The sequence below is a fragment of the Sulfuricurvum sp. genome (assembly GCF_028688295.1).
Lineage (GTDB): Bacteria > Campylobacterota > Campylobacteria > Campylobacterales > Sulfurimonadaceae > Sulfuricurvum.
Genome location: NZ_JAQTYM010000007.1, coordinates 1 through 24,904 on the forward strand (window position 1 = coordinate 1; position 24,904 = coordinate 24,904).

Genomic DNA, 24,904 nt, shown 5'->3' on the forward strand with positions numbered 1-24,904 from the left:
ATGGCACGCCCTTCACCGTCGTTGACGATCCCTTTGTCGAAAATCTGATAAAAGAGATTAAGAATATCAGGATGTGCTTTTTCGATCTCATCGAGTAACACCACTGAATAAGGTTTGATACGTACAGGATCGGTGAGTTGACCGCCGTCTCCATATCCGACATATCCCGGAGGTGATCCGATCAGACGTGAAACGGTGTGTTTCTCTTGGAATTCGGTCATATTGATCGTGGTTAAAAATTGCTCTCCGCCATAGAGCAGATCGGCTACGGCTCTGGCGGTTTCAGTTTTGCCGACACCGCTTGGACCTACGAGTAAAAAGACACCTGAGGGGGCATTTTCATTTTTCAATCCTGCTGCTGCAATTTGTAAAAAGGTGTTGAGATAAGAGATAGCCTGATCTTGTCCGATAACACGATTTTTCATTCGCTCTTGCAAGAGCATCACATTTTTAGCCTGTTCTTGAACCATACTCCCCAGAGGAATCCCTGTCCATGATGCGATAACCTCGGCGATTTGTTCTGCTGTGACATTGTCATAGATATAGCGGCACTCTTCTTGCATCGCTAAAAGGCGTTGATGCTCTTTCGCAGCCGCATCTTTTTTCCCTAAAGTGCGTAGTTTTATAATCTCTTCTACTAGCTTTTTTTGTTTATCGTATTCATTTTCAGCTTTTTTTAGCTCCTTATCCCGTTGTTTCAACTCGAAATTCAACGCTTTTATCCGCTTACTGTAATCATTAAGTCCATTTGCTTCGTCACGACGGAGCGATTCTAATTCTTGTTGGAGTCGTAATTGTTCCGTTTCAATTTTTTGAATGCTATAGGGGCGGTTTGTTTTACTGATTTTGACATTAGCACATGCAGTATCGAGTACATCGATCGCTTTATCCGGTAACTGTCTGCCGGTGATATAACGCGCTGAGAGGGACGCTGCGGCTTGTAGTGCGGCATCTTCGATATAGACTCCGTGAACCTCTTCGTATTTATGGGCAATACCGCGTAAAATAGTGGTCGCATCCTCGATACTCGGTTCTAGGAGGTTGATTTTTTGAAATCGGCGTGAGAGGGCGGCATCTTTTTCAAAATATTTACGATATTCCAGCCATGTTGTTGCGGCGATAGTGCGCAATTCACCACGAGCGAGAGCCGGTTTAAGCAGATTAGCAGCGTCGCTTCCCCCTTCGTTTCCACCTGCACCGATCAGGGTATGAGACTCATCAATAAATAAAATGATAAATTGAGTACTGGAGCGGATCGCATTGATTACCCCTTGCAGGCGTCGTTCAAACTCCCCTTTGACACTAGCACCCGCTTGCATCGCCCCTAAATCAAGCGAGAGCAATTTCGCACCATGAAGTTGTACCGGAACCTCTTCGTTGATAATTTTGAGAGCCAATCCCTCTACCACCGCCGTTTTACCGACCCCCGCTTCACCCACTAAAATCGGGTTGTTTTTACGGCGTCGTAACAAAATATCGATGGCTTGTCGGATTTCATCGTCTCGACAGAGTACTGGATCGATTTTCCCCTCACGTGCTAACTCGGTTACATCGGTTGTGAACTTTTCGAGATCTTCTTCGGAGGTGGTTTGGGCTTTTTTGGAGGTGGGTGGATTTTTAACGATGGATGCCTCTTTAACCAAGCCTTGGATTAGTGAACTCGCCTCGGCAGCATCGATTTTTTCAAGTACTTTAAAATAGGCAGTATTGGAGTATTTAATGCTGTTTTGAAGCATGGAGATTAACAATGCCGCTTCGGTGATCTCCCCTAGCTCCATCTCCAGTTTGGCGAACATATAGGCATCTTCTAACCACTGTACAAGAGAGGGTGAAAACACAGGACTGCTGCTTTCGCTTTGTTGTGTTTTGACACCGCTTTGCAGTACTTTGAGCATATGCTCCGAAGCAATAGTATATTGTTTTAAGAGGGCATTAAATACGCTGTACTCGTTTTCCAGCAATACAAATAATAAATCTTCAATCAGAATTTCTCCGCCGCCGCGTGCGATACATCGTTGTGCCGCATTTTGAAGGGTTTGTTTAGAGTTAAGATCCAGTGTTTCCACCAGTTTTTTAAGATCGAGTTTCATTTGTCTCCTTGATAAGTAAATAGCACTTCTAGATTTTCTTGGGGTGTCCCTATGACGCTGTTGATCCCTAGGTAACCACACTGTGGATTTGAGAGTTCACATGGGATGATTTGATCGTTTTGTACGTGTAATGCAACATCGTATATAAGCGGCTCTTGGAGCATAAAATCGATGAGATCGTTTACTTTGTCCATTTTCGTGCCATGAACACTGTAAGCGATCAAATCCTCCCACTGCGCCGATTTTAAAACAATCCGAAACTTGTTGTTTTTACTTTTGATCGATTCTCCGGCGAGGAAATCGCTCCCGAGTGTACAATTGGCACTCCCCAGATTGCAATGCTGCCATGAGGGGATCGCAATCGTGTGGGTAATACACTGCTCGATCTCTATCGCTTCATGGGAGAGATAATGTTTTAAGATAGGCAAAAGCATCCCTGATGATTTTTGACGCATGCTCAAAATCCCGAGATATGGCATCAGCTTTTGGAGATTCAAGCGTGACGTTTTTGTATTATGTTCGTGGTACAGACCTAAAAGAGATAGCATGTATTTAGAAAAGGTATCTTTCAAATCGTGCTGATAATGGATGTAATAGCGATACTTCATCCAGATCGGATAGACCAATTTTTGGAGATGATGATTGTATATATCCAAATAATCACGGAGGACATTATCGCTATCGGAACTTTGGAGAATCATCTCACTGTAGTGGGATGGGAGCGGGGATGAACTCCCGAAAACAGCCAAAAAGTTGAGGGTAAGTTCGATAAACATCCCCTCGCTGTTTCGTTTCAATACCGCAGCCGAGAGATCCGATTTTTGGAATGCTAGACTTGGATTGGCACGAAAGTAGATTTTGTGATAGAGCTCATCACTGCTCAGTTTTGGGTAATACTCACGCAAATACTGCATCGATATACGGATAGCCTGCGGGAGTGTTGCGCGCGCAACGATCTCTTTGAGGGCAATATTAATCTCTTCTGTACTCATCGATGCACTCACAGTAGAGGTTGATAGCCCATTTTTGGAGCCCATTTGAAAGTATCATGATCGATCATTTTCACTTCCAGTTTATGGAAGGAGTTTATGTTGCAGTAGAGGGCGAAAAAGTCGTTTAATATACTGCAAAAAAGATAGGCTTCACCGATACCGGTGAATTTGGATACATCGATCTCTAAAAAGGTTTGAATACCGCGTATCGGGAACCCTTGATAGATCATCTCCGTTTTTTGGTGGGAAATAGAGAGGAGCCCTTTAATCATCAGCTCATTCTTTTTCTTGACTTTCATGTCATGCGCCCCTAAAAAGTCATAGGTACTTAAGATGGCACCCAAAATTTTGACATCGGTTAGCGAGAGGTGGTTCAATGACATATTAGAGATAATTCTCCATAAAAAATCGTTACCGATGGGAGGAGGGTAGCTCTCAGTCGGTATAGTGATGTTTTTAAATTTCAAATGTGAGACAGTCGAATGGGGGTCAGAGATACAAATCTCTCCCAACGGTAAGGTAGAGGGGAGGGATCGATTCGTACACAATAGTTTTACCGAAACGGTTGCATTGGCATAATCGTTGTGTTCAAACAACCCATCTGCAGAGGCAAAGCGAATATAACTGTAGGTTCTCTCAGAATTATCAGAGAGGCGAACCCGTACCGAGTAATATTCATCATGATCCCCATAATCGAACGATTCAAACGGCAAAAAATCTTCATAGCAGTTTTTACTCGGTATCCATCCTCGGACACTATCTACCAAAAAGACTTCGCTCTCTTCACGATCAAACTCTGAAGCACTTAACAAATACTCTTCTTCGAGAGGGGTTTTACGAATCGGAATAGCATCGACTTCAAAGAGATTGATGATCGGAGTGCAATAAAGAGCAAAGTTCTCTTTACTCAACGTCTGGGCAGAACCAAGCCGTTTTGAAAAGTAAAAGCGCACTCTAAAGTGGCGGCTTTTCTCTAATATCTCTTTTTCGATTCCAAAGAGTTTGTCTAGATTGTTAATATCGAGAAATAGAAACTTTTGCTCATACGCAAAATACTCTTGGAGGACCACATAGCCATCAAAAATATTTTGAGAATAGGGGAGCATCCGTTCATCGCTTTTGAACCCGACCGGAGTGATCGAACGTGTTGGTAGGTGAACGGTACGCAATACCTCTTCTTGATAGTCGAGTACCTCTACCTCTATGGTTTCGGTGTATTGCATGAGATAGAGATAAAGCTCTTTTGCGATGAATTTTGAGCCGTTGAGATAGATCCGCAAATTATCCATTTCACATAACTCTAACGACCCTTTGCAACTCATCATAAAATCAAGTTCGAGTTGGCTTTTACTGCCGTGTACGATATATTTGCTTTGATGGATTTCGATCGGATGAACTACCGTATCGTAGCAGGTACGAAATTTATACTGCACCCCATCGCGTGTCGGGGTGCTTAACACTTCACTTTGACGCGGAACGACATGAGGGATGCTTTGATCGCGTAAAGGTTCATACGCGATGATAGAATACGACGGAATCGGACGAATATAGTTCGGCCATAAGAGCTGCGCTAGGTTGTGTGATACTTCAGGGAGTTCTTCATCAAGCTGCTGACGTAAGCGTCCTGTTAAAAAAGCAAATCCCTCAAGCATCCGTTCAACATCGGGGTCTTGCCCCTCTTTTGCGAGATAAGGAGATAAACCGGGATTGCGCAGGGCAAACTCTTCCCCCAGTTTTCGTAATGAGCCGAGCTCATGAAGATAGTAGTCGTTAATTGTCATCTTTTAAAACCTTAATCGCGCCATTTCCTAATAAATTTGCTTTAAACGTCACTTTCTTTTGAACTCTGTTGAGTCTGAGATACCCTTCGATATAAACATTCATCTCATTAACATCGAGTCGTTCACGAGAGATCCCGACACGGGCGTTATAGAGACGTGGTTCATATTTTCGGATACAGATTTCGGCACTTTTTTCGACCGTTTCGATCGACTCTTTTTGACTTTGATGCATGTTGTTCAAATCGGGTCTGCCATAGTCGTGAACCGTCTCAGCCGACCCTGCGTTGGTAGAAAAAATTCGTGAAAGGTTATTGGCGATGGATTGGTACATCGCCTCTTCATCATTGGATGCTTTTACATGCATCGCAGAGGATGATAACCTCTCAAACAAACTCCCTCTGTACGCCATTTTTTATTCCTTGTCCAATTTTCCGACGAGGGAGAGCTCGAAGCTTGCACCCATGTATTTGAAATGTGGACGCAACGACATTTTTACTCGATACCAGCCCGGATTTCCTTCGACATCTTCGACGAGAATCTGTGCTTTTTTAAACGGTCGTTTACTACGAATTTCAGCACTTGGGTTCTCTTGATCGGCGATGTATTGTTTAACCCAGCGGTTTAGCTCACGTTCCAAATCGGAGCGCTCGCGCCATGTTCCGATATGTTCACGCTGCAATACTTTGATGTAATGTGACATACGGGTAATCGCATAAAGATACGGAAGCTGAGTCCCCAATTTATAATTGAGTTCCGCCTCTTTACCCTCAGGGGTATTGGCAAACAGTTTTGGCGCTTGCGCTGAATTGGCAGCGAAAAATGCCGCATTATTACTCCCTTTACGCATGGTTAGAGGGATGAATCCTTGCTCAGAAAGCTCATATTCGCGGCGATCGGAGACTAACACTTCGGTCGGGATTTTCATCTCGACATCCCCCATACTCTCAAACGCATGAACCGGAAGATCGGTAATTGCACCACCGCTGCTAGGACCGATGATATTGGTACACCAGCGGTATTGGGCAAAGCTGTTGGTCAGTGCGCTTGCAAAGGCGTACACGGTGTTACCCCAAAGATACGATTCGTGGTTATCAGATACGTTCTCTTTGTAAACAAATTTTGCAATCGGATTGTTTTCTGGATCATACGGAGCACGCAATAAAAAGCGCGGAAGTGTCAAACCGACATAACGTGCGTCTTCATTGGTTTCTCTAAACCCTCTCCATCCTGCGAATTGGGGTGAACCCATAACATCTTGGAGATCTTTTAAATCGGGTAATCCTTCAAAACTCTCTAGTCCGAAAAATTTCGGTCCTGCCGCTGCGATAAACGGAGCATGACTCATCGCCGCAATTGATGCTACTTTGTTGAGAAATTTGATATCTACATTCGAAGGGGATAGTTGGTAATCGGCGATAATCGTTCCGACAGGTTCTCCTCCGAATTGTCCGTAACCGGCGCTGTAGATATGTTTGTACAAACCTGATTGTGTAATATCGAGGCACTCTTCGAAATCATCTAAGAGTTCCTCTTTGGAAACGTTGATGATCTCCATCAAGATGTTGCTTCTAAAATCGGTACGCTCTACGAGCATATAGAGTCCGCGCCATTTTGATTCGAGTGCTTGAAACTTATCGTGATGTAAAATAGCGTCCATTTGAGCACTGATTTTTGCATCGATTTGTGCGATCATACGATCAACAATCGATTTGTTTACTTTTTCTTCAGAGTTACCTGCTTTTAATAGTTCTTGGATCAGGGCACCGACACCGTTTTTGACAACACTGTAGGTCTCATCTTCGCGAGTAAGATTGGTCTCTGCAATGATGTTGTCTAAAAGATTGCCGCTAAATTCCGGGTTAAATGATTGTTCGCTTAATTGGGTTGTCATTCGTCTCTATCCTTTAGTGTGTTGATGTTAATTCATCGAGAAGTTTTTGACGTTCTGCTTCATCAGAAATAGCATTTTCAATCGCTTTACGAAATGCCGGTACATTGCCGAGAGGCCCTTTTAACGCAATCAGTGATTGGCGAAGCTGCATTAACTTTTTCATTTCAGCAACGTTTTCAACGATGTTTTCAGGTGAAAAATCTTTCATGCTTTCGATGGTTAGATTGATCGTCATATCGCTTGCTTCATCCGCCATACGATTGGGTACTGTAAATTCCAATGATAAATTCTGATTTTTCAGAACGTCATTAAAATTTTGTTTGTTGACTTTGATCACCTTTTTTTGTTCAACCGGTTTTTTCTCTTCGTTAGGGTTAAATTCTCCCAAAACCGTGATTTTGTACGGTATTTCGATCTCTTCAGATTGATCTCCTGTCGCCGGTTTATAGGTGACGTTAATTCTCTCTTTCGGTGATTCGGACTGTTTATTCATGATGACTCCTTTTAAAATTTGATGTCGACAGCTTCAGCCGTATTGACTCGGCAAAGCCCTTGGTAAGCACTCTCTAATCTCGAATGATCCAACTGAGTGCGGTTGAACGAATTGAGTAACAGTTTGTAGACTTGTGCTGCGAGGTCTGGTTGCCACTCTTCGAGTCGAAAATGAGAAATATCTTTTTCGAGCTCTTCTATCAATGCGATTGCCATTTGCGGCTTTAGTGCTTCTATCGCAATCTCTGCATGTAAAAGACGCCATTTAAACTGCTCTTCTTTATCGGCTCCGTTTCGAAATGAGCGTTGTAAAAGATCCATCGCCCCTACCGTGTCCTTTTTTTTCAAAAGTGCGAAGCTACTCTCTCTTACATACTCGTATTTTTCATTCTCTTTTTCACCCCCACTGAGGGTGTTTGAACCCTCCGTTGAAATAGTTTCATTCATCCACGATTTGAGTTCGGATGGAACGAACGGTGTACCGTCTCGAAAACTAAGCTCGCTTATCTTTTCATTGGAACGGATAAAACTGATGAGCATATTTTTGACTTCCAGTGCAGCTTGTGTGTGTTGCGCTGATTCCAACAGTTTATAGACTTTGAAATGTCCCTCAAGCCAAAACGGAGAGCGTAAAAGGATGCTTTCTAAGATCTCAAAAGCTTCGGCTGTATTTCCAGCATTTACACAATTTTCCGCCTCTTCGATACGCTCAAAACTCGGAGGATTCAACATGGTTTTCCCATTTTGAGACTCAGGCAGACCATCAATTTCCAGCCAACAGATCATACGGGTCAATCGGATGGAGCGAAGATCGCTTATCTCTTTGTTTCTCCAGTATCGGCTGAGCATCTCGGTATTTTTTTTGATGGTGTTGAGCATCTTGATCGCATCGGCATCGGTTGATATTTCATTGGAAGATCCCTCACTAGAGGGAGTAGGGGCTATTGATTTTTTAGCACTCTCTTCACGAGCTTTTTTATCCTCTTCTAGGAGTCTAATCACCTCTTTAAATAAAAGAGTCTCGCTCTCTGTCGTCGTTTTAACAGCAGATTGAAATGATTTGAACAGCTCTAAAAAAAGCTCAGATTGATGATGTGGAATCGCCAAATTACGATCATGCGTTAGATGAGGAGTTAAAATCGTTTCAAACCATTGCAGCGCATTGAATTTGACACGGTTTGAGAGAGGGAAGAGTGCTTGAGCGAAATCAAGCATCATCGAGTTCAGGGTATGGAGTGCGCTTTCAAGAGCGTCAAACCCATTGAGCTTAAATTGTGCAAATGCCCACCATGATGCTATTTTAATATCTTTGCTACGTTCGCAGAGGAGATGCTCGCTCAGTTCACTCACAAGCCGCCAATTAGTAATCGATCCTTCCACTAAACTATTGGCTTTATCGATCTCTGCTTCGATAGATAGAAATATATCATCGTATTTTGTATCAATACCACAAGGTGACTCTTCAGATATTGGGGTAAGAATTATGCTATACAAAACAGCTCCAGTACACTATTTATTGTCATACAATATGAATTAATGTTATTTTTGAAGTGACATCTTATCGTTTTATTCTTTACAAAAACTTTTATATTAAAATATTAATAAATAAATACAATTTTTAGATGTTTATTATTGGTGTAATTTAATTATGTGTAGCAAGTATTGTCATTATTTAGAACATGAAGTATGGTTGTCTAATTAAACAGAAAATTTTAATTGTGTTAGGAGGAGGAGAAAATATAAGGATTAAATGGTGCTAAAGCTTAATTTGCCTTAGCTCCTTTACCCTTTGATGACGTCGTAGTCATCAGGAATATTTGGTTTAAACTTTGAGGTTTCGATCGGTTTATTTTGTGATGGATTTGTAAATTTAATCAGTACTTTATTGTCAAATCCATCGGTATAGCTGATGGAGGTCAGTAAATTATCACGAAATATTATCGTATATTTTTCCCCTTTTACAGTTGCGATATACTTATGATCGTCAACTTTTTTGGCGTGTTGAACAATCTGGAGAAAATCGATTTCTCCATCGAGATTTCGTAGGGTTACTTGTTCGATGGATGGTTCGATAACGGTGATTTTTTGAGCATTAACATACACACTTTTTTTAATCGGTTTTTGGTAGATCCAGAGTGCATTTTGTGGTTTTGCGGCCCATAATTCTCCGGTATAGCGGATTGTTTTTCCGTTATCATCGGTAATTGTCTGCTCAAACTTTGAGTTAAAACTATTGATCTCCATTGGTGAGGCCATGAGAGAGGTGAGGGTGAGAAGGAAAAAGAGAATAAAACGCACAAATTGTCCTTTTTTAAATGATAAACGAATTGTATCCAATCCATATTAACCAAAACTATATATTTCCTATGATAAAATCAGCGACTTTTTAAATACTGTTCATAATGAAGGCTTTCAATGCTCCAAACGTTCTTCGGAAAAATTTTCGGTACCAAAAACGATCATGAAATCAAAAAATACCTCAAGCGTGTAACACAGATCAATGCTCGTGAATCTCACTTTGCCGCGATGAGCGACGAAGCATTACAAAGCGCTTTTGCCGTTTTGAAACTATCAGTACAAAACAATGAAAAAACAATGGAAAGTGTATTGGTTGATTCATTTGCCATTACCCGCGAAGCAAGTAAACGTATCCTCGGTATGCGTCATTTTGATGTTCAACTGATCGGTGGGATGGTTTTGCATGAGGGACGTATTGCGGAGATGAAAACAGGTGAGGGTAAGACCTTAGTAGCAACGCTACCGGTTGTTCTCAATGCGATGGATGGAAAAGGGGTTCATGTTGTAACGGTCAATGATTACCTCGCTTCTCGTGATGGTACACAGATGTCTGAATTGTATTCATTTTTAGGATATACGACAGGTATTTTGGTAGAAACCGGTTACAACCCTGCCTCCAAACGTGAACAGTATGCGTGTGATATCACTTACGGTACCAATAATGAATTTGGCTTTGACTACCTCCGCGATAACATGACCTACTCAAAAGAGCACATGGTTCAACGCGGACATGCGTATGTAATTGTTGATGAAGTGGATTCTATTTTGATCGATGAAGCGCGTACCCCTTTGATTATTTCCGGTCCTACTAATCGTACACTTGAAAATTACACGCGTGCGGATGCCGTTGCTAAAGCACTTGTTCGAGACGAACATTTCAGTGTTGATGAAAAAGATCGCTTAGTCCTTATTACCGAAGAGGGTATTGAACATGCCGAAAAACTTTTTGGGGTTGATAACCTTTACAGTATTGAAAATTCGGCGCTCTCTCACCACCTCGACCAAGCGCTCAAAGCCAACAATGTGTTTGAACGAGATGTTGATTACGTTGTACAAGATGATCAAGTAGTAATCGTAGATGAATTTACAGGACGTTTGTCTGAAGGTCGTCGTTATTCAGAGGGACTTCATCAGGCTTTGGAAGCAAAAGAGGGGGTTATTATTAAAGAAGAGACGCAAACGCTCGCTGATATTACCTATCAAAACTATTTCCGTCTTTACCACAAAATCGGTGGTATGACCGGAACGGCGCAAACCGAAGCAACCGAATTTTCTCAAATTTACAACCTCGACGTTATTTCGATCCCCACGAATGTTCCGGTAGTTCGATTGGATTTGAATGATTTGATCTACAAAACCGAATCAGAAAAATTTGAAGCCGTTATCAAAAAAATTAAAGAGCTCAGTGCAAAAGGGCAACCGATGCTTATCGGTACCGCCTCCATTGAAAAATCGGAAAAATTGCATGAACTCCTAAAAGCAGAAAAAATCCCACACACCGTGCTGAACGCCAAAAACCATGCACAAGAGGGTGAAATCATTAAAAATGCAGGAGCCAAAGGTGCAATAACCATCGCGACGAACATGGCAGGTCGTGGTGTTGATATCAAGGTAGATGATGAGATCAAAGCACTCGGCGGTCTCTACATCCTCGGTACTGAGCGTCATGAAAATCGCCGTATCGACAACCAGCTTCGCGGACGTGCCGGTCGTCAGGGTGACCCTGGAACGTCTCAGTTTTATCTTTCACTCGAAGATAATCTTCTCCGCATTTTCGGTTCCGATAAAATCAAATCGATTATGGAACGCTTAGGTGTTGAAGACGGTGAATACATCGAGTCTGCCATGGTAACACGTGCGGTCGAAAAAGCGCAGAAAAAAGTCGAAAATATGCATTTTGAAGGACGTAAACATATCGTTGAATACGATGATGTAGCGAACGAGCAACGTAAAATAGTCTACCGTTTCCGTGGCGAACTTCTCGATCCTGAGTATAACGTTGGGGAAAAAATTGATGCAATTCGCGTTGAGTATATTAATCGTGTTCTCTTAAATTGTGCTATTTTTGAAGGGACACCGGAAGAAGAGATTGATCTTGAGCGTCTTGTTTTATTGTTGAAAGAAGAGTTGAATGCCGATATCGATGTTTCTCTCTTCAGTGAAAAAGAGTTTAATGCTATCCGTACACAAATGATAGAACATCTAAGCGAAGAATACAATACGAAGATGTCTGTGGTGGAAGCGAAACTCCGTAATGATATCGAACGTGAAATTTATCTTAAAACTCTTGATACGGCGTGGCGTGAACATCTCTACCAAATGGACAGCATGAAAACCGGTATCCGACTTCGTGCCTACAACCAAAAAGATCCGTTGGTTGAGTATAAAAAAGAGAGCTATAACCTTTTTGCCGAATTGGTAGAAACGATCAAGTACGACACTATTAAAACGCTCCATATTATCCGTTTTAGAGTCGATAATGCAGAGGAAGAAGCTGAAGCGTTTGCACGTCAAATGGAGCTTGAAAAAAAACAAGAAGCTTTTAGAATGTCTCTTAATCATCAAGAGAATCCGGTAGAAGAGAAAAAAATTGCTAGAAATGAAGATTGCCCATGTGGAAGCGGCTTGAAATACAAAAATTGCTGCGGCAAAAGCGGACCTAAAAAAGGGGTATTTGCCTCTTGAATATTGTCTCTTTTCTCGTCAAACGGTTTTTGCGCTTTGACAAAGAGCAGCCGTTTATCTTTCTCTCTGCACTTCTCGCATTCTCCGGAATCGCACTAGGGGTTATGGTCCTCATCATCGCTATGGCATTGATGAATGGTTTCGACAACGAGTTTAAAAAGAAACTGACCGTCATGAACTACCCCCTCACCATCCAACCCAAATTTTTCGGAACTGTCGATACGGCACTCGTCGATGAATTACGCTCAAACTTTCCTGAACTTGCATTTAGCCCCTACATCACCTCAGCCGTCCTCTCACGCAGTGGCGATCAGATGGAGGGGGGCTATCTTTTTGGTGTTGACTTTAAAGAAGAAGCAAAAGTAAATGCCGTACTGGCAGAAGGATTGAAAAACGGTGTCCCTGAGGGGTTTGAAGTGATGGTAGGGCAAACGCTTAAAGAGCAGTTCGTCCTTCAAGACGGTGAAAAACTAACCTACATTTTCACTCAAATGGAACCGGGAGGTTTAGCCCTAACCCCGAAAATAAAACGTTTTTCGGTCATTTCCACGTTTAACTCAGGACTTAGCGCGTATGACAAAGGATTTTCGTACACCTCTATCGACGCCCTTCAGAGGATTTTAGGAATACCTGAAAACCTTTACGACGGTATTCATATCCATTCAGCTAACCCCGAAGCAGACATTCATCGACTCAGTGCCGTCCTTCCTGATAGTGTAAGTATTCGAGGATGGTGGGAAGATAACGCCAACTTTTTTGCCGCCCTTAAAATGGAAAAGATGTCTCTTTTTATTGTCTTGATGCTTATTATTCTAATCGCCGCAATCAATATTATCTCCTCATTACTGATGACCGTTATGAATCGCCGTAGTGAAATAGCTTTGTTGATTTCACTGGGGGCATCAAAAGGGGAGGTCAAAAAAATCTTCTTGATTCTCGGTGTAGTGATCGGTGTGTTAGGGATTACGACGGGGGCGGTTTTAGGGTTTTTAGGGATGTGGGTTTTAGGAACATTTGAAATCATTTCATTGCCTGCCGATGTCTATCCTACTTCGACATTACCACTCGATCTTAGTGTTATCGACTTCTTCTCTATTATTATCGGTGCGTTTGTCATCGTCTTGCTCTCTGCATGGTATCCTGCGAAAAAAGCTTCTGAAGTGGACGTATTGACCGTTTTACGAAACGAGTAACTTTTGCTATAATCTCCTCACTTTAACAGTGAGGCACATAATTTGTCATTTTTTTTAAAAAAACAATTCAAAGATATTAATATGATATTGTATGGCTTGAGTGAGGATGAGATTGGGATTGTGGAGGGGAATTAGTGGCTTATGATTTTAAAGATAGTCTTGGAATAGCTTCTGATTGTGCAACAATTGCAGCATTTGGATGGGCAGTGTATGAATTTTATTATAAACGCCATTTTAAGATTAAAGCTATTGGTACACCATCTCCAGTAAATTCAAAACCAACGGAATGTTTTTTAAATTTTGAAGTGATAAATCTTTCTGAACAATCATTAAAAAGAATTGATTTTATTGGTATTTGGATTAAACGATGGAACTCTTTTGGACAATTTTGGGAAATTCCACTCCAAGATGTAGGCTATCAAGAGAAAACAAAATTTTCACAAGATATTTTTCGTTTTTTGGATTCAGCTATAGAGCAGTGTGTGAAAGAGCAAACACTGTTTGATAGTTTATTCAAACCTAAATTAAAAATTGTTCTTAGAACTACTTTGGAACGCGAATTAGAAGTCAAAATAAATAAATACTATAAGAACGCTTTAGAAGAAAAAGTGTATCAGTTATTTGAAAAATATGAAAAAAAAGCAAAATGTGAACAGTCTGAATTAAAATAAGGGGAAAGTGTGAATGAACATTTCGACGAATGGAACAGCGTTAAAAAAGAGACGGACACTTTAACCTCTCCGATTTTCAAAGAACGCGAAGTGTACTATATGCGGATGGGTCATAACATTGGACATGAGCAAAACGGTTGGAACGAAAGATCGGTACGATTAGCGAAGAAGATTTTGAGAAACTGAAAAATAAACTGAGAGAATTGATGAAGCTGTGAGTTGTTCCCCTTGGGTTGCCCCAAGAGTAGTCCCGAAGGAAATTAGACCAAAATTATAACACAAAATAAATAAAACGTGGATAGGCAGAATTTTTCCCGTCATTTTGTATGACCGTAGGAAATCCTTTAGGGCTTGATAGGGAATCTAAGATGCTGAATCAAGTTCAGCATGACAAAAAGCCAAAACTAAATAAGGGGGGCAAGGGGTAAAACCCCTTGGCTACGTCAGAAATTTAGGCGTCAGGTGATACCTATAACTAATCGGAGGTGGGGCTTTAGTCCCGCATTTTGGCGAGGCTAAAGCCTCACTTCCAAATAGATTTATATAAATAAAAAGTAGAGATACAATTGAATTGAAAAAAGTTCTGAGTGTGTACCGACAGAACGATTACAAATGTAACCACAATGAATGGTATTTATGTCATCATATCGGAATCCTAAAAAAAGAGAATCGAGATGATCAGCAATATATTCACAATGGGCGGGGTTAAGAGTTTAAGAGATATTGATCTGACTGGCAAAAGAGTTTTGATCCGTGTTGATTTTAATGTCCCTATGGATGCACAATATACAATCTCTGATGATAGCCGTATACGCGCGGCTCTTCCCACAATCAATTACTGCATTGATCATAATGTTTGCTCTATTACCCTCGTAAGTCATTTGGGGCGACCAAAAGGGGGCTATGATGAGCGCTATACGCTCCGTCATCTCCAAAAACGTCTGGAACGATTGCTTCAAAAAAAAGTGGAGTTTATCGATGATTTGGATGAACTAAAAGCCGAAAATACCCATTGCTCTATTGAGCGTATTTTTCTCCTCGAAAATATCCGTTTTTATGAGGGTGAAAAAAAGAATGATCCGGCATTTTGCCAAAAGCTCGCAGACCTCTGTGATGTCTATGTCAACGATGCATTCGGAACTTCTCACCGCAAAGATGCATCTACTTATGGAATCGCTGATTATGTCGAAACAAAAGTAGCCGGTTTTTTAATGATGCGAGAGATAGAAGCGTTTACCAAAGCACTTGAAAAACCGATTCGTCCTATCGCTTTGGTGGTTGGCGGTTCTAAGATCTCTTCCAAAATCACCCTTTTAACCTCCGTCATCCCTAAAATCGATAAATTAATCATCGGCGGTGCGATGAGTAATACCTTTTTAAAAGCGCTTGGTTATGATATGCGAGCTTCGTTGGTGGAAGATGATTACGTAGAGGTTGCCAAGGAGGTATTGTCCGAGGCAAAAGCGCATGGTGTCAAAATCTATCTCCCTGTGGATGTAGTTTCTACCGATTCGATCGAGCACCCTGTCGATATCAAGATTACACCGGTTCAAGATGTGTTAGAAGGTTTTCATGCGGTTGATATCGGCCCCGCAACGCTTAAACTGTTTTCCGAAGCGATTGATCTTTCTAATACGATTATTTGGAATGGGCCGATGGGGATTTACGAAATCAGCCAGTTTTCAAAAGGAACCTACAAGCTTGCCTCTATCATCGCGGACAGTTATGCATTTAGTATCGTTGGAGGTGGAGATACCGCCGATGCCGTAGAAAAAGCAGGAGAAAAAGAGAAATTCAGTTTTATCTCCACCGGAGGCGGAGCCAGTTTGGAGCTGTTGGAGGGGAAAGTCCTACCCGGATTTGAAAAATTGGATCGCAAATAAGGAAAGAGTAGCGTATGGTACGATTTTATACACGTGATCATGAGAATTTTACGATATCGGAGTTAGGTGATATCGCTTTATCCATTGATCATGAGAAGATAATGTGGATCGATTTATTGCAAGCAAGTTCGACGGAAATTAAACAGATCGAAGATATTTTTGGCCTAGAATTGCCGACAAAACATGATCGTGAGGAGATTGAACAAAGTTCCCGTTATTGGGAAGATAGCAGGTTAATCAAGATTAATTCTTACTTTTTTGTCTCTTTCTTTTTTGTGGAGAGTGCAAAATCGCATTATAATGAAAGTGTGAGTTTTGTATTACAGGACAATATTCTCTTTAGTGTGCGGGACAGTGAACTTCAAACATTTGATATGATGAGTAAAATGCTCCTCTCACATCCCAAAGAGCTTACCTCCGGATACGATATTTTTATGCAGATTTTTGATATCCGTATCGATAAAGATGCTGATTTACTCGAATATGCTTCCCGTGAGAGCGATGAGATACGTAAAAAACTCTTATGGGAGCGGGAGAGCCATTCCATCGAGTTGCTCAGAAAAATCTCAACATTACAAGAGTTCACTCTAAAAGTGCGTCAATCGGTTTTTGATAAACGACGGATTCTTACTGCCATGGCAAAATCACCCAAGCTTTCAAAACCGATCAAAGAAGACATTGTTATCATGATGAAAGATATCAATTCCCTGATCGAATTTATCGCGATCGATGACAACACACTAGACAATCTACAAAATCTTTTTTTAGCACAAACTACTATCGAACAAAACAAGATTATTAAACTCTTTACGGTTGCCAGTGTTGCATTGATGCCACCGACCTTGATCGCCAGTATTTATGGGATGAATTTTAAGTTTATGCCGGAACTCGGATGGAGTATGGGATATCCGATGTCACTGCTACTCATGATAGTATCGGCGGTTATTCCCCTTCTTTATTTTCGTAATCGTGGATGGTTATAATATTTTGTAGTACTATGTAACCATTTTATACTACAATGTAGAATGAAAATCTCTACTCAGGAGAAGCTATTACATGTATGATTCTACTACAATCACCGTTGACGGAAATGAAGCTGTTGCCCTCGTTGCCCATAAAATCAATGAAGTTATCGCCATTTATCCCATCACACCCTCTTCGGCAATGGGGGAATTTAGCGATCTTTATAGCTCTAAAAAAGAAAAAAATATTTTCGGTAGCGTCCCTGAAGTATACGAGATGCAAAGCGAAGGGGGAGCGAGCGGCGCAGTTCACGGTGCGTTACAAGCAGGTTCACTCACGACTACCTTTACCGCATCACAGGGGTTGTTACTGATGATCCCTAATATGTATAAAATTGCGGGAGAACTCACCTCGACGGTGTTTCATGTTGCCTCGCGTTCGCTTGCGGCACAGGGACTTTCGATCTTCGGAGATCATCAAGATGTTATGGGAGTGCGGCAGAGCGGATTTGCCCTTTTGTGTTCCAACTCGGTTCAAGAAGCGCACGATTTTGCCCTCATTTCCCAAGCCGCAAGCTTGCGTTCACGTATACCGTTTCTTCACTTTTTCGACGGATTTCGTACCTCTCATGAGGTGAACCGAATTGAGCAATTAAGCGTTGATGTTCTCAAAGCTATGATTGATAAAGATTTGGTGAGTGCTCATCGTCGTCGTGCTCTTACCCCTGATCATCCAGTTCTGCGAGGTACGGCCCAAAATCCCGATGTCTATTTTCAGGGGCGTGAGAGTGTCAACCGCTATTATCTAGCATTGCCCGAAATCCTCCAAAATGAAATGGATCGTTTCGCTACACTTACTGGGCGAACGTATCGTCTATTTGATTATGTCGGAGCTGCGGATGCACAGCGGATTATCGTCATGATGGGTTCGGGTGCCGAAGCGTTGGAGGAGAGTGTCGAATATTTAAATGCTCAAGGTCAAAAAGTAGGGCTGATAAAAGTACGCTTAGCGCTCCCTTTTGCAGCAGAGGCGTTTATCGCCGCTTTGCCTTCAACACTCAAATCCATTGCCGTATTGGATCGTACCAAAGAACCGGGAAGTTTAGGGGAGCCCCTCTATCACGACGTGGTGACGACATTGTTCGAGAACTCGGATTCTTTAGGGTTTGAGATGCCTCGTATTATCGGTGGGCGGTATGGATTATCCTCCAAAGAGTTCACCCCCGCTATGATTATCGCCATATTTGATGAGCTCTCCAAAGAGAAAATGAAAAACCATTTTACGATCGGCATTGATGATGATGTCACCCATACGTCGCTAGAGTATGACCATGATTTTATCCTTGAAAATCCCGATCAGTTTCAGGCGGTATTTTATGGTCTCGGTTCTGATGGTACAGTAGGGGCTAATAAAAATACGATCAAGATTATCGGTACCGAAACAGACCATTATGCGCAAGGCTATTTTGTCTACGACTCGAAAAAATCGGGTTCTATGACAACGTCGCATCTACGATTCGGCAAAAAGGCTATCCGTTCGAGTTATTTGATCCAAAAAGCCGATTTTGTGGCGGTTCATCAGGCGGTATTTTTGGAAAAACTTGATTTGCTAGAGATTGCTAAAGAGGGAGCGGTATTTTTACTCAACACTCCCTTTCAGAGAGAGGAGGTATGGAACCGACTTCCTCGCGTAACGCAAGAGAAAATCATTGCTAAAAAGCTCAAATTTTATGCCATCGATGCGTATAAAGTAGCACAAGCTTCCAATATGGGGCGACGGATAAACACGGTGATGCAGACCTGCTTTTTTGCCATCAGCGGCATTCTTTCCAAAGAAGAGGCGATAGCAAAGATCAAAGGCTCCATCAAAAAGAGCTACGGTTCCAAAGGGGATCTGATCGTCCAAGAGAACTACAAAGCGGTTGATACGACCCTCGAAAATCTTTATGAGATTGAGGTTCCCACCTCGATCAACTCTACCTTAGAATTGCAACAGACACTCAAAGGGGATATGAGTGATTTTGTTCACGATGTAATCGGTCAAATTACTGCTTTTAAAGGGGATGAGTTGCGAGTTTCGCAAATACCCGATGATGGTACGTGGCCTACGGGGACGACACAGTATGAGAAACGTAACATCGCACAGGAAGTCCCGTTTTGGGACGCTGATACCTGTATCCAATGTAACAAATGTGTTGGCGCTTGTCCCCATTCGGTCATTCGCTCTAACATCTTTGATGTATCTCTCCTCCAAAATGCCCCCGAAGGGTTCAGTGCCAAAAAAGCGAAGGGAAAAGAGTTCGGTGAAAACGATCTTTTTTCCATCTCAGTGGCAGTAGAGGATTGTACGGGATGTGCTCTCTGTGTCGAAGTATGCCCCGCCAAAAACAAATCTCAGACCAACCTCAAAGCGATCAACATGGTGCCGCAGCTTCCGATACGTGAATCGGGGAGTACGCAATGGGAATTTTTCCTCTCACTCCCTAAAATGGATCGGGAGAAACTCGATCACAGTAATCTCAAAGAGTCACAGTTTCTTGAACCGCTGTTTGAGTTTAGCGGTGCCTGTCCGGGATGCGGTGAGACACCGTATGTGAAACTCGCATCACAGCTTTTCGGGGATCGGATGGTGATCGCCAATGCTACGGGGTGCAGCTCCATCTATGGTGGAAACCTCCCTACCACACCGTGGCGTAAAAACGACGAGGGGAGAGGACCGGCATGGTCTAATTCGCTCTTCGAAGATAACGCCGAATTCGGACTGGGATTTCGTTTGGCTATCGATGCCCATAACGATCGTGCACGCGGACTTTTGGAATCTCTAAAACCGCATCTCGATGAGTCTTTGGTGGAGGAGATACTCGGTGCCGATCAGCATGAAGAATCTCAGATCAATGCTCAACGCAAGCGGGTCGAAACCCTCAAAATTGCTCTGGAGAAATTGGAGAATGATGAAGCCAAAACCCTCATCGAACTTGCTGATTATTTGGTTAAAAAATCGGTTTGGATTATGGGAGGCGATGGCTGGGCGTATGATATCGGCTATGGGGGGCTTGATCATGTAATTGCGAGTGGGAAAAATGTCAATATTCTCGTACTCGATACACAGGTCTACTCTAACACCGGAGGACAGCAGTCCAAAGCGACGATGACGGGAGCGGTGGCAAAATTCGCCGCAGGGGGAAAAGCGGGATTGCCGAAAGATTTAGCCGCCATGGCCATCGCTTATGAAAATGTCTATGTCGCGAAAGTCGCGATGGGGGCTAACGACAGCGCGACGCACAAAGCATTTGTCGAAGCGGAGCGCTACGATGGTCCCTCTATCATTATCGCCTATTCACACTGTGTTGCCCACGGATACGATTTACGCTACGGATTTGATCAGCAAAAGAGAGCGGTTGATAGTGGTTTATGGCCGATATTCAGGTTTAACCCCGATAAAATCAAAGCAGGAGAAAATCCGATGACACTCGATTATAAGGGACCAAAAATCGATGTTAAAGATTTCATGTACCGCGAAACACGCTTTAAAATGGCCGAAAAAATGAATGCCGTCTCGGCGGTATCGTTTCTTACGACAGCGGCACATACGGCGCAATCGCTCTATGCACGCTATAAAAATCTACATGAGTATTATGAACCTGCACAGGAGGTACAATAATGGATCTCTCTACGACGTTTTTAGGATTTTTGCTTAAAAATCCACTGATTGCCAGCGCATCCCCCCTTACGGCTTCACTAGAGAGCATTAAAAGGCTCGAAGATAACGGTATAGCGGCTGTTATCATGCATTCACTTTTTGAAGAGGAGATCAACCATGATATCCATCAAATTGACCATTTTTTACACATAAATAGCGATTCATATGCGGAAGCAATCAGCTATCTCCCAAGTGAGGTGGATTTTAATAATCTTCAAGCCGACCATTATCTCCATGAGATACACCGTATAAAAGAGTCAGTTGATGTTCCTCTGATCGCCAGCCTAAACGGCGTATCCGCCGGAGGATGGGTGAAATATGCACAAAAGATTGAACAAGCGGGAGCCGATGCCATTGAACTCAACATCACCTATATCCCCACCACTATTGATTTAGAGGGAAGCGTTGTAGAGCAGATGTATGTTGAAACGGTAGCCATGCTTGCACGTGAGGTATCATTGCCGATTAATGTCAAAATGAACGCTTATTTTTCCAATCCTGCCAATATGGCAAAACGATTTGTCGAAGCTGGAGCGAGAGGATTAAGTATTTTTGATAATCCTACCTTAGTCGATGTTGATTTGGAACTCCTTAGCGTATTACAACGAGCCAACATCACCACCTCTTATAATCTCAGTGAGACACTACGCTGGTGCGGAATTTTGTATCAAAAACTCTCTTGTTCGCTCTGTGCCAATACGGGAATTCATAGTGGAGAAGATGTACTAAAAGCGATGATGAGCGGAGCGGATGCGACGGCTTTAGCTTCCCTATTGCTGATAAAAGGGGAGGGGGAAATCAAAAATATATTAACTAATATGACAGAATGGATGGAGAAATACGAGTATGATTCGATAGAACAAATGAAAGGATCGATCTCCTTGCTCCATACCGATAATCCATCAGCATACGAGAGAAACTCCTATATGTACGCGCTACAGCATTATCGTCGCTAAGAATAAAGAAATTTTTGAACATAAAGTGCGATTTGGCGTTCTTCGTCAGTAGGGATAACTAGGACAGCTACGGCACTCGTTGAACTTTGTATTTGTATATCATTGGAGCGATTTTTCACCTCATCCAAACCGATTCCCAAATGCTCTAATCCCTTACACACCATCTCATGGATCAGAGGTGAGTGCTCCCCGATCCCACCGGTAAAGACGATAGCATTGACACCTCGCAAGATTGCCATATACTCACCGAGTTGTTTTTTTAGACGATAGGCGAACATATCGATCGCTAATGCGGCATTCTCATCTCCGCTATCTTTGGCGTCGATGACACTACGTAGATCATTCGTTCCGGCAATCGCAAAGAGACCGCTTTTTTTATTCAGCATGCTCTCTATCTCATCGATATTCATCCCTTTTTCACGCATCAGGTATCCGATGATGGATGGGTCGATACTTCCGCAACGTGTCCCCATCATCAGCCCTTCCAGCGGTGTCATCCCCATAGAGGTATCGATACTTTTCCCCTTCTCAATAGCACAAGCACTCACTCCGTTTCCGATATGAAACGTGATGAGATTGAGCTCTTCGAGCGGTTTTTGGAGTATCTGTGCGGCTTGGGTAGCGACATAATAGTGTGACGTCCCGTGAAAACCGTAACGGCGAATATGGTTCGTATGATAGAGATCGTGCGGCAGCGGATAGCGAAAAGCCTGCGGGGGCATACTCTGGTGAAACGCCGTGTCGAAGATGGCGAAGTTCGGAACATTCGGAGCAATGGCACGTGCGGCGATGATCCCCTCGATATTGGCAGGGTTATGGAGCGGTGCGAGGGGGATGAGGGCGGTGATTTCTGCTAGGAACTCATCATCGATTAGGGTCGGCTCATGAAAACGCTCACCTCCGTGGACGACACGGTGTCCGATGGCATTGATCTGGGTAATGTCGATACCGTGAATGAGCAGCTGGGTGCGCATCACTTCAAACCCCTCGTGGTGATCTCGAATCTCTTCGATGAGATTGTGATCGATCCTCTCTAGCGTTTTGGAATGATAAAGAGTGTATTTGATCGACGAGCTTCCGGCGTTGATGACGAGGATACTCATAGGGTCTCGCTTTGGGCTTGGATAGCGGTGATTAGGACGGTATTGACGATGTCGGCAATTTCACATCCGCGACTGAGATCATTGACCGGTTTTTTCAACCCTTGGAGTACCGGACCGATAGCCACGGCACCTGAGGAGCGTTGTACCGCTTTGTAAGTGTTGTTTCCGGTGTTAAGATCGGGAAAGATGAAAATCGTCGCTTGTCCCGCAACGGGTGAACCCGGCAGTTTGATTTTAGCAACGTCGGGATCGATCGCGGCGTCGTATTGGATCGGTCCTTCGATGAGGAGGTCGGGGCGTCGCTCTTTGACGATAGCGGTCGCTTCACGCACTTTTTCAACGTCATCTCCATGCCCTGATGTACCAGTTGAATACGACAGCATAGCGATGCGCGGCTCAATCCCAAATGACGCAGCACTTAGGGCAGAAGCAATAGCGATTTGAGCAAGCTGTTCCGCATCAGGATCTTGATTTACCGCACAGTCGGCATAGACAAGCACTTTAGTATCCAAACACATAAAAAAGAGGCTCGACACAAGTGAAATAGAAGGGATGGTTTTGATGATTTGCAAGGCAGGGAGGATGGTGTCTTGCGTCGTATGAATCGCACCGGAGACCATTCCATCAGCATCTCCTTTATGGACCATCATCGTTGCAAAATAGGTTGTGTGACTCATCGTTTCGATTGCTGTACTTATACTCATCCCTTTGGCACGACGCATTTCATAAAGCTCTTCTATGTAAGGTTGCATTAGTGGTGATACGGCAGGGTCGATAATGATTGCTTTCGAGAGATCAAGACTAAGGGTATTGGCTTGGTGCATGATCTCCTCTTCTACTCCTAACAAAACCAAATCAACGACATCCCGCCGTAATAGAATCTCAGCCGCACGTAAAATGCGCTCATCACTGCTTTCCGGTAAGACAATACGCTTCCGTACTTTATGGGCACGGTGGTAGAGACTGTACTCAAACATGGCCGGGGTGATAGTATCACTGTGAAGAGTTTGCAACCGCTCTTGAAGCAGTTTGCTATCGATGGCATTTTTAAACTCACCCATGGCAAGGGCAATTTTACGTACATGCTTGGCATTAAAAGAGGGCGATAGTCCATCAATAAATAGTGCGCATCGATACGTATCGAGTTGAGTAGCTAAAATTGGGATACTGAGAAAGTTGATCCCCTGTATAAGTTCCATAAACGGTTTTGGAGGGATTAATCCTCCTGTGAGAACAATCCCTGCGATGGATGGAAAATCTTTGGAATAGTTTGCATTTAATACACTTAAGATAATATCGAGTCGATCCCCAGGTACGATGATGAGATCACCCTCTTCAAGTCGAGGCAAAAAGTGCTCAACGTTCATCGCAGCAATCTTGGGACGGCGAATAATCCGATCAAGCTCTTTTGCATTCCCAAAAAGCAGTTCGCTCTCAAGGGCCTTTTCGACCTCTCCAACACTCAGAGAATTGAGTTCTTCGATTTCATGCATAAAAAAGCTAGGAATCGTTTGATCTTGAGGTTCATTTTGAAAATAGTGAAATACATTGTTCTCTAAACGATTGATAAAAATAGAGAGATGCTCAACATGTTCATTTTTAAGTGAAAGTTTTTCTAACGCAATTTCATGGCGTAATTGATCGTCTGTTTTGTTTTTAGCATTGATTACACTGATGTAAGGAGCTTGGAGATTTTTAGCGATGAGATGATTGAAATTATGGGAGAGGGTTTTTGGAAAGGAGGCTTGATCCATTCCCTGAATCAAAACAAAATCATATTCACACTCTAGGGCATAATATTTTTCGATTAGAGTCTCAATGATGAGTGACTCTTTCCCTTCAGAGAGAAGAGATTCGATTTCCTTTAGTCCAAAACCATAGCAATTCATAGGGTTTTGTTTCAGATTAAAATAGTTAAGCATGAAATCACTATCGTTGTCCGGTAGCCCAATATCGTTAATAACAGGGCGGAAAAAAGCAACTTTATCAATACGGCTTTTTAGCAGTTCCATAATCCCTAGCGAGACGATTAACGATCCTGAATTCGACTCCAATGAACCAATATAGAGATTTTTTAAACTCACAGAAATTCTCCCTTTAATGTGTATAAATATAGTACCATGATTCAATCATTTTTTCTCACCATTGTATAACACCTTTTATTTCCATTACAAAACAGGAAGTTTTCTGAGGAATTTTTAGCCTCT

Annotated in this window: 18 protein-coding genes; 8 read left to right on the forward strand and 10 right to left on the reverse strand. The window is 42.6% G+C overall.

Annotation, left to right across the window (positions count from 1 at the left end):
* From tssH to lolA, 8 genes are all read right to left on the reverse strand, one after another.
* The coding region (gene tssH, locus PHR02_RS03005) for a type VI secretion system ATPase TssH (RefSeq protein WP_299988728.1) at nt 1–2,090 on the reverse strand (2,090 nt) is incomplete at its 3' end.
* Entirely contained in the window at nt 2,087–3,127 is a 1,041-nt protein-coding gene (tssG, locus tag PHR02_RS03010) for a type VI secretion system baseplate subunit TssG (protein ID WP_299988731.1), read from the reverse strand. The genes tssH and tssG, both read right to left, overlap by 4 nt.
* On the reverse strand, nt 3,091–4,863 hold the full coding sequence (gene tssF, locus PHR02_RS03015) for a type VI secretion system baseplate subunit TssF (protein WP_299988734.1): 1,773 nt from the start codon (nt 4,861–4,863) through the stop codon (nt 3,091–3,093). The genes tssG and tssF overlap by 37 nt, the downstream gene beginning before the upstream one ends.
* A complete protein-coding gene (gene tssE / locus PHR02_RS03020; protein WP_299988737.1) occupies nt 4,853–5,272 on the reverse strand; it encodes a type VI secretion system baseplate subunit TssE in 420 nt (139 codons plus the stop codon). The genes tssF and tssE overlap by 11 nt, the downstream gene beginning before the upstream one ends.
* A gap of 3 nt (nt 5,273–5,275) precedes the next feature.
* Entirely contained in the window at nt 5,276–6,754 is a 1,479-nt protein-coding gene (gene tssC, locus PHR02_RS03025) for a type VI secretion system contractile sheath large subunit (protein WP_299988740.1), read from the reverse strand.
* Between the two features lie 13 nt (nt 6,755–6,767).
* Nucleotides 6,768–7,247, reverse strand: coding sequence for a type VI secretion system contractile sheath small subunit (gene tssB / locus PHR02_RS03030; RefSeq protein WP_299988743.1), 480 nt, complete (start codon nt 7,245–7,247; stop codon nt 6,768–6,770).
* Nucleotides 7,248–7,258: 11 nt separating this feature from the next.
* Nucleotides 7,259–8,740 (reverse strand): type VI secretion system protein TssA, encoded by a 1,482-nt coding sequence (gene tssA / locus PHR02_RS03035; RefSeq protein ID WP_299988746.1) that lies wholly within the window; start codon nt 8,738–8,740, stop codon nt 7,259–7,261.
* Between the two features lie 288 nt (nt 8,741–9,028).
* Nucleotides 9,029–9,544 (reverse strand): LolA-like outer membrane lipoprotein chaperone, encoded by a 516-nt coding sequence (gene lolA / locus PHR02_RS03040; RefSeq protein WP_299988749.1) that lies wholly within the window; start codon nt 9,542–9,544, stop codon nt 9,029–9,031.
* A gap of 117 nt (nt 9,545–9,661) precedes the next feature.
* Between lolA and secA the strand changes: the two genes are divergently transcribed.
* The 8 genes from secA to PHR02_RS03080 all read left to right on the forward strand — a co-directional run bounded on the left by secA (nt 9,662) and on the right by PHR02_RS03080 (nt 21,594).
* On the forward strand, nt 9,662–12,229 hold the full coding sequence (gene secA / locus PHR02_RS03045) for a preprotein translocase subunit SecA (RefSeq protein ID WP_299988752.1): 2,568 nt from the start codon (nt 9,662–9,664) through the stop codon (nt 12,227–12,229).
* A complete protein-coding gene (locus tag PHR02_RS03050) occupies nt 12,226–13,422 on the forward strand; it encodes an ABC transporter permease (RefSeq protein ID WP_299988754.1) in 1,197 nt (398 codons plus the stop codon). Before secA ends, PHR02_RS03050 begins: the two co-directional genes overlap by 4 nt.
* 134 nt (nt 13,423–13,556) lie before the next feature.
* Complete coding sequence (locus PHR02_RS03055) at nt 13,557–14,093, forward strand: hypothetical protein (protein WP_299988757.1); 537 nt, start codon at nt 13,557–13,559, stop codon at nt 14,091–14,093.
* A 9-nt stretch (nt 14,094–14,102) separates the two neighbouring features.
* Complete coding sequence (locus PHR02_RS03060; protein WP_299988760.1) at nt 14,103–14,279, forward strand: hypothetical protein; 177 nt, start codon at nt 14,103–14,105, stop codon at nt 14,277–14,279.
* A 488-nt stretch (nt 14,280–14,767) separates the two neighbouring features.
* Nucleotides 14,768–15,976, forward strand: a complete 1,209-nt coding sequence (locus PHR02_RS03065; RefSeq protein ID WP_299988763.1) for a phosphoglycerate kinase — start codon at nt 14,768–14,770, stop codon at nt 15,974–15,976.
* Between the two features lie 14 nt (nt 15,977–15,990).
* A complete protein-coding gene (corA, locus tag PHR02_RS03070; protein ID WP_299988766.1) occupies nt 15,991–16,959 on the forward strand; it encodes a magnesium/cobalt transporter CorA in 969 nt (322 codons plus the stop codon).
* A gap of 73 nt (nt 16,960–17,032) precedes the next feature.
* A complete protein-coding gene (nifJ, locus tag PHR02_RS03075) occupies nt 17,033–20,599 on the forward strand; it encodes a pyruvate:ferredoxin (flavodoxin) oxidoreductase (RefSeq protein WP_299988769.1) in 3,567 nt (1,188 codons plus the stop codon).
* Complete coding sequence (locus PHR02_RS03080; RefSeq protein ID WP_299988772.1) at nt 20,599–21,594, forward strand: dihydroorotate dehydrogenase-like protein; 996 nt, start codon at nt 20,599–20,601, stop codon at nt 21,592–21,594. Before nifJ ends, PHR02_RS03080 begins: the two co-directional genes overlap by 1 nt.
* On the opposite strand, the gene PHR02_RS03085 is transcribed toward PHR02_RS03080, so the two are convergent.
* Together PHR02_RS03085 and pta are read right to left on the reverse strand one after the other, a co-directional pair.
* Nucleotides 21,591–22,697, reverse strand: a complete 1,107-nt coding sequence (locus PHR02_RS03085) for an acetate kinase (protein WP_299988775.1) — start codon at nt 22,695–22,697, stop codon at nt 21,591–21,593. The two genes, PHR02_RS03080 and PHR02_RS03085, sit on opposite strands and share 4 nt — an antisense overlap.
* Complete coding sequence (gene pta / locus PHR02_RS03090; protein WP_299988778.1) at nt 22,694–24,781, reverse strand: phosphate acetyltransferase; 2,088 nt, start codon at nt 24,779–24,781, stop codon at nt 22,694–22,696. Before pta ends, PHR02_RS03085 begins: the two co-directional genes overlap by 4 nt.
* Nucleotides 24,782–24,904: the final 123 nt, after the last annotated feature.

Bases quoted from the DNA above. Each gene is read 5' to 3' on its own strand.
- PHR02_RS03085 (WP_299988775.1), bottom strand. From the start codon at position 22,697: ATGAGTATCCTCGTCATCAACGCCGGAAGCTCGTCGATCAAATACACT.
- tssF (WP_299988734.1), bottom strand. From the start codon at position 4,863: ATGACAATTAACGACTACTATCTTCATGAGCTCGGCTCATTACGAAAA.
- tssG (WP_299988731.1), bottom strand. From the start codon at position 3,127: ATGGGCTCCAAAAATGGGCTATCAACCTCTACTGTGAGTGCATCGATG.
- PHR02_RS03065 (WP_299988763.1), top strand. From the start codon at position 14,768: ATGATCAGCAATATATTCACAATGGGCGGGGTTAAGAGTTTAAGAGAT.
- secA (WP_299988752.1), top strand. From the start codon at position 9,662: ATGCTCCAAACGTTCTTCGGAAAAATTTTCGGTACCAAAAACGATCAT.
- tssC (WP_299988740.1), bottom strand. From the start codon at position 6,754: ATGACAACCCAATTAAGCGAACAATCATTTAACCCGGAATTTAGCGGC.
- tssB (WP_299988743.1), bottom strand. From the start codon at position 7,247: ATGAATAAACAGTCCGAATCACCGAAAGAGAGAATTAACGTCACCTAT.
- corA (WP_299988766.1), top strand. From the start codon at position 15,991: ATGGTACGATTTTATACACGTGATCATGAGAATTTTACGATATCGGAG.
- PHR02_RS03080 (WP_299988772.1), top strand. From the start codon at position 20,599: ATGGATCTCTCTACGACGTTTTTAGGATTTTTGCTTAAAAATCCACTG.
- nifJ (WP_299988769.1), top strand. From the start codon at position 17,033: ATGTATGATTCTACTACAATCACCGTTGACGGAAATGAAGCTGTTGCC.
- tssE (WP_299988737.1), bottom strand. From the start codon at position 5,272: ATGGCGTACAGAGGGAGTTTGTTTGAGAGGTTATCATCCTCTGCGATG.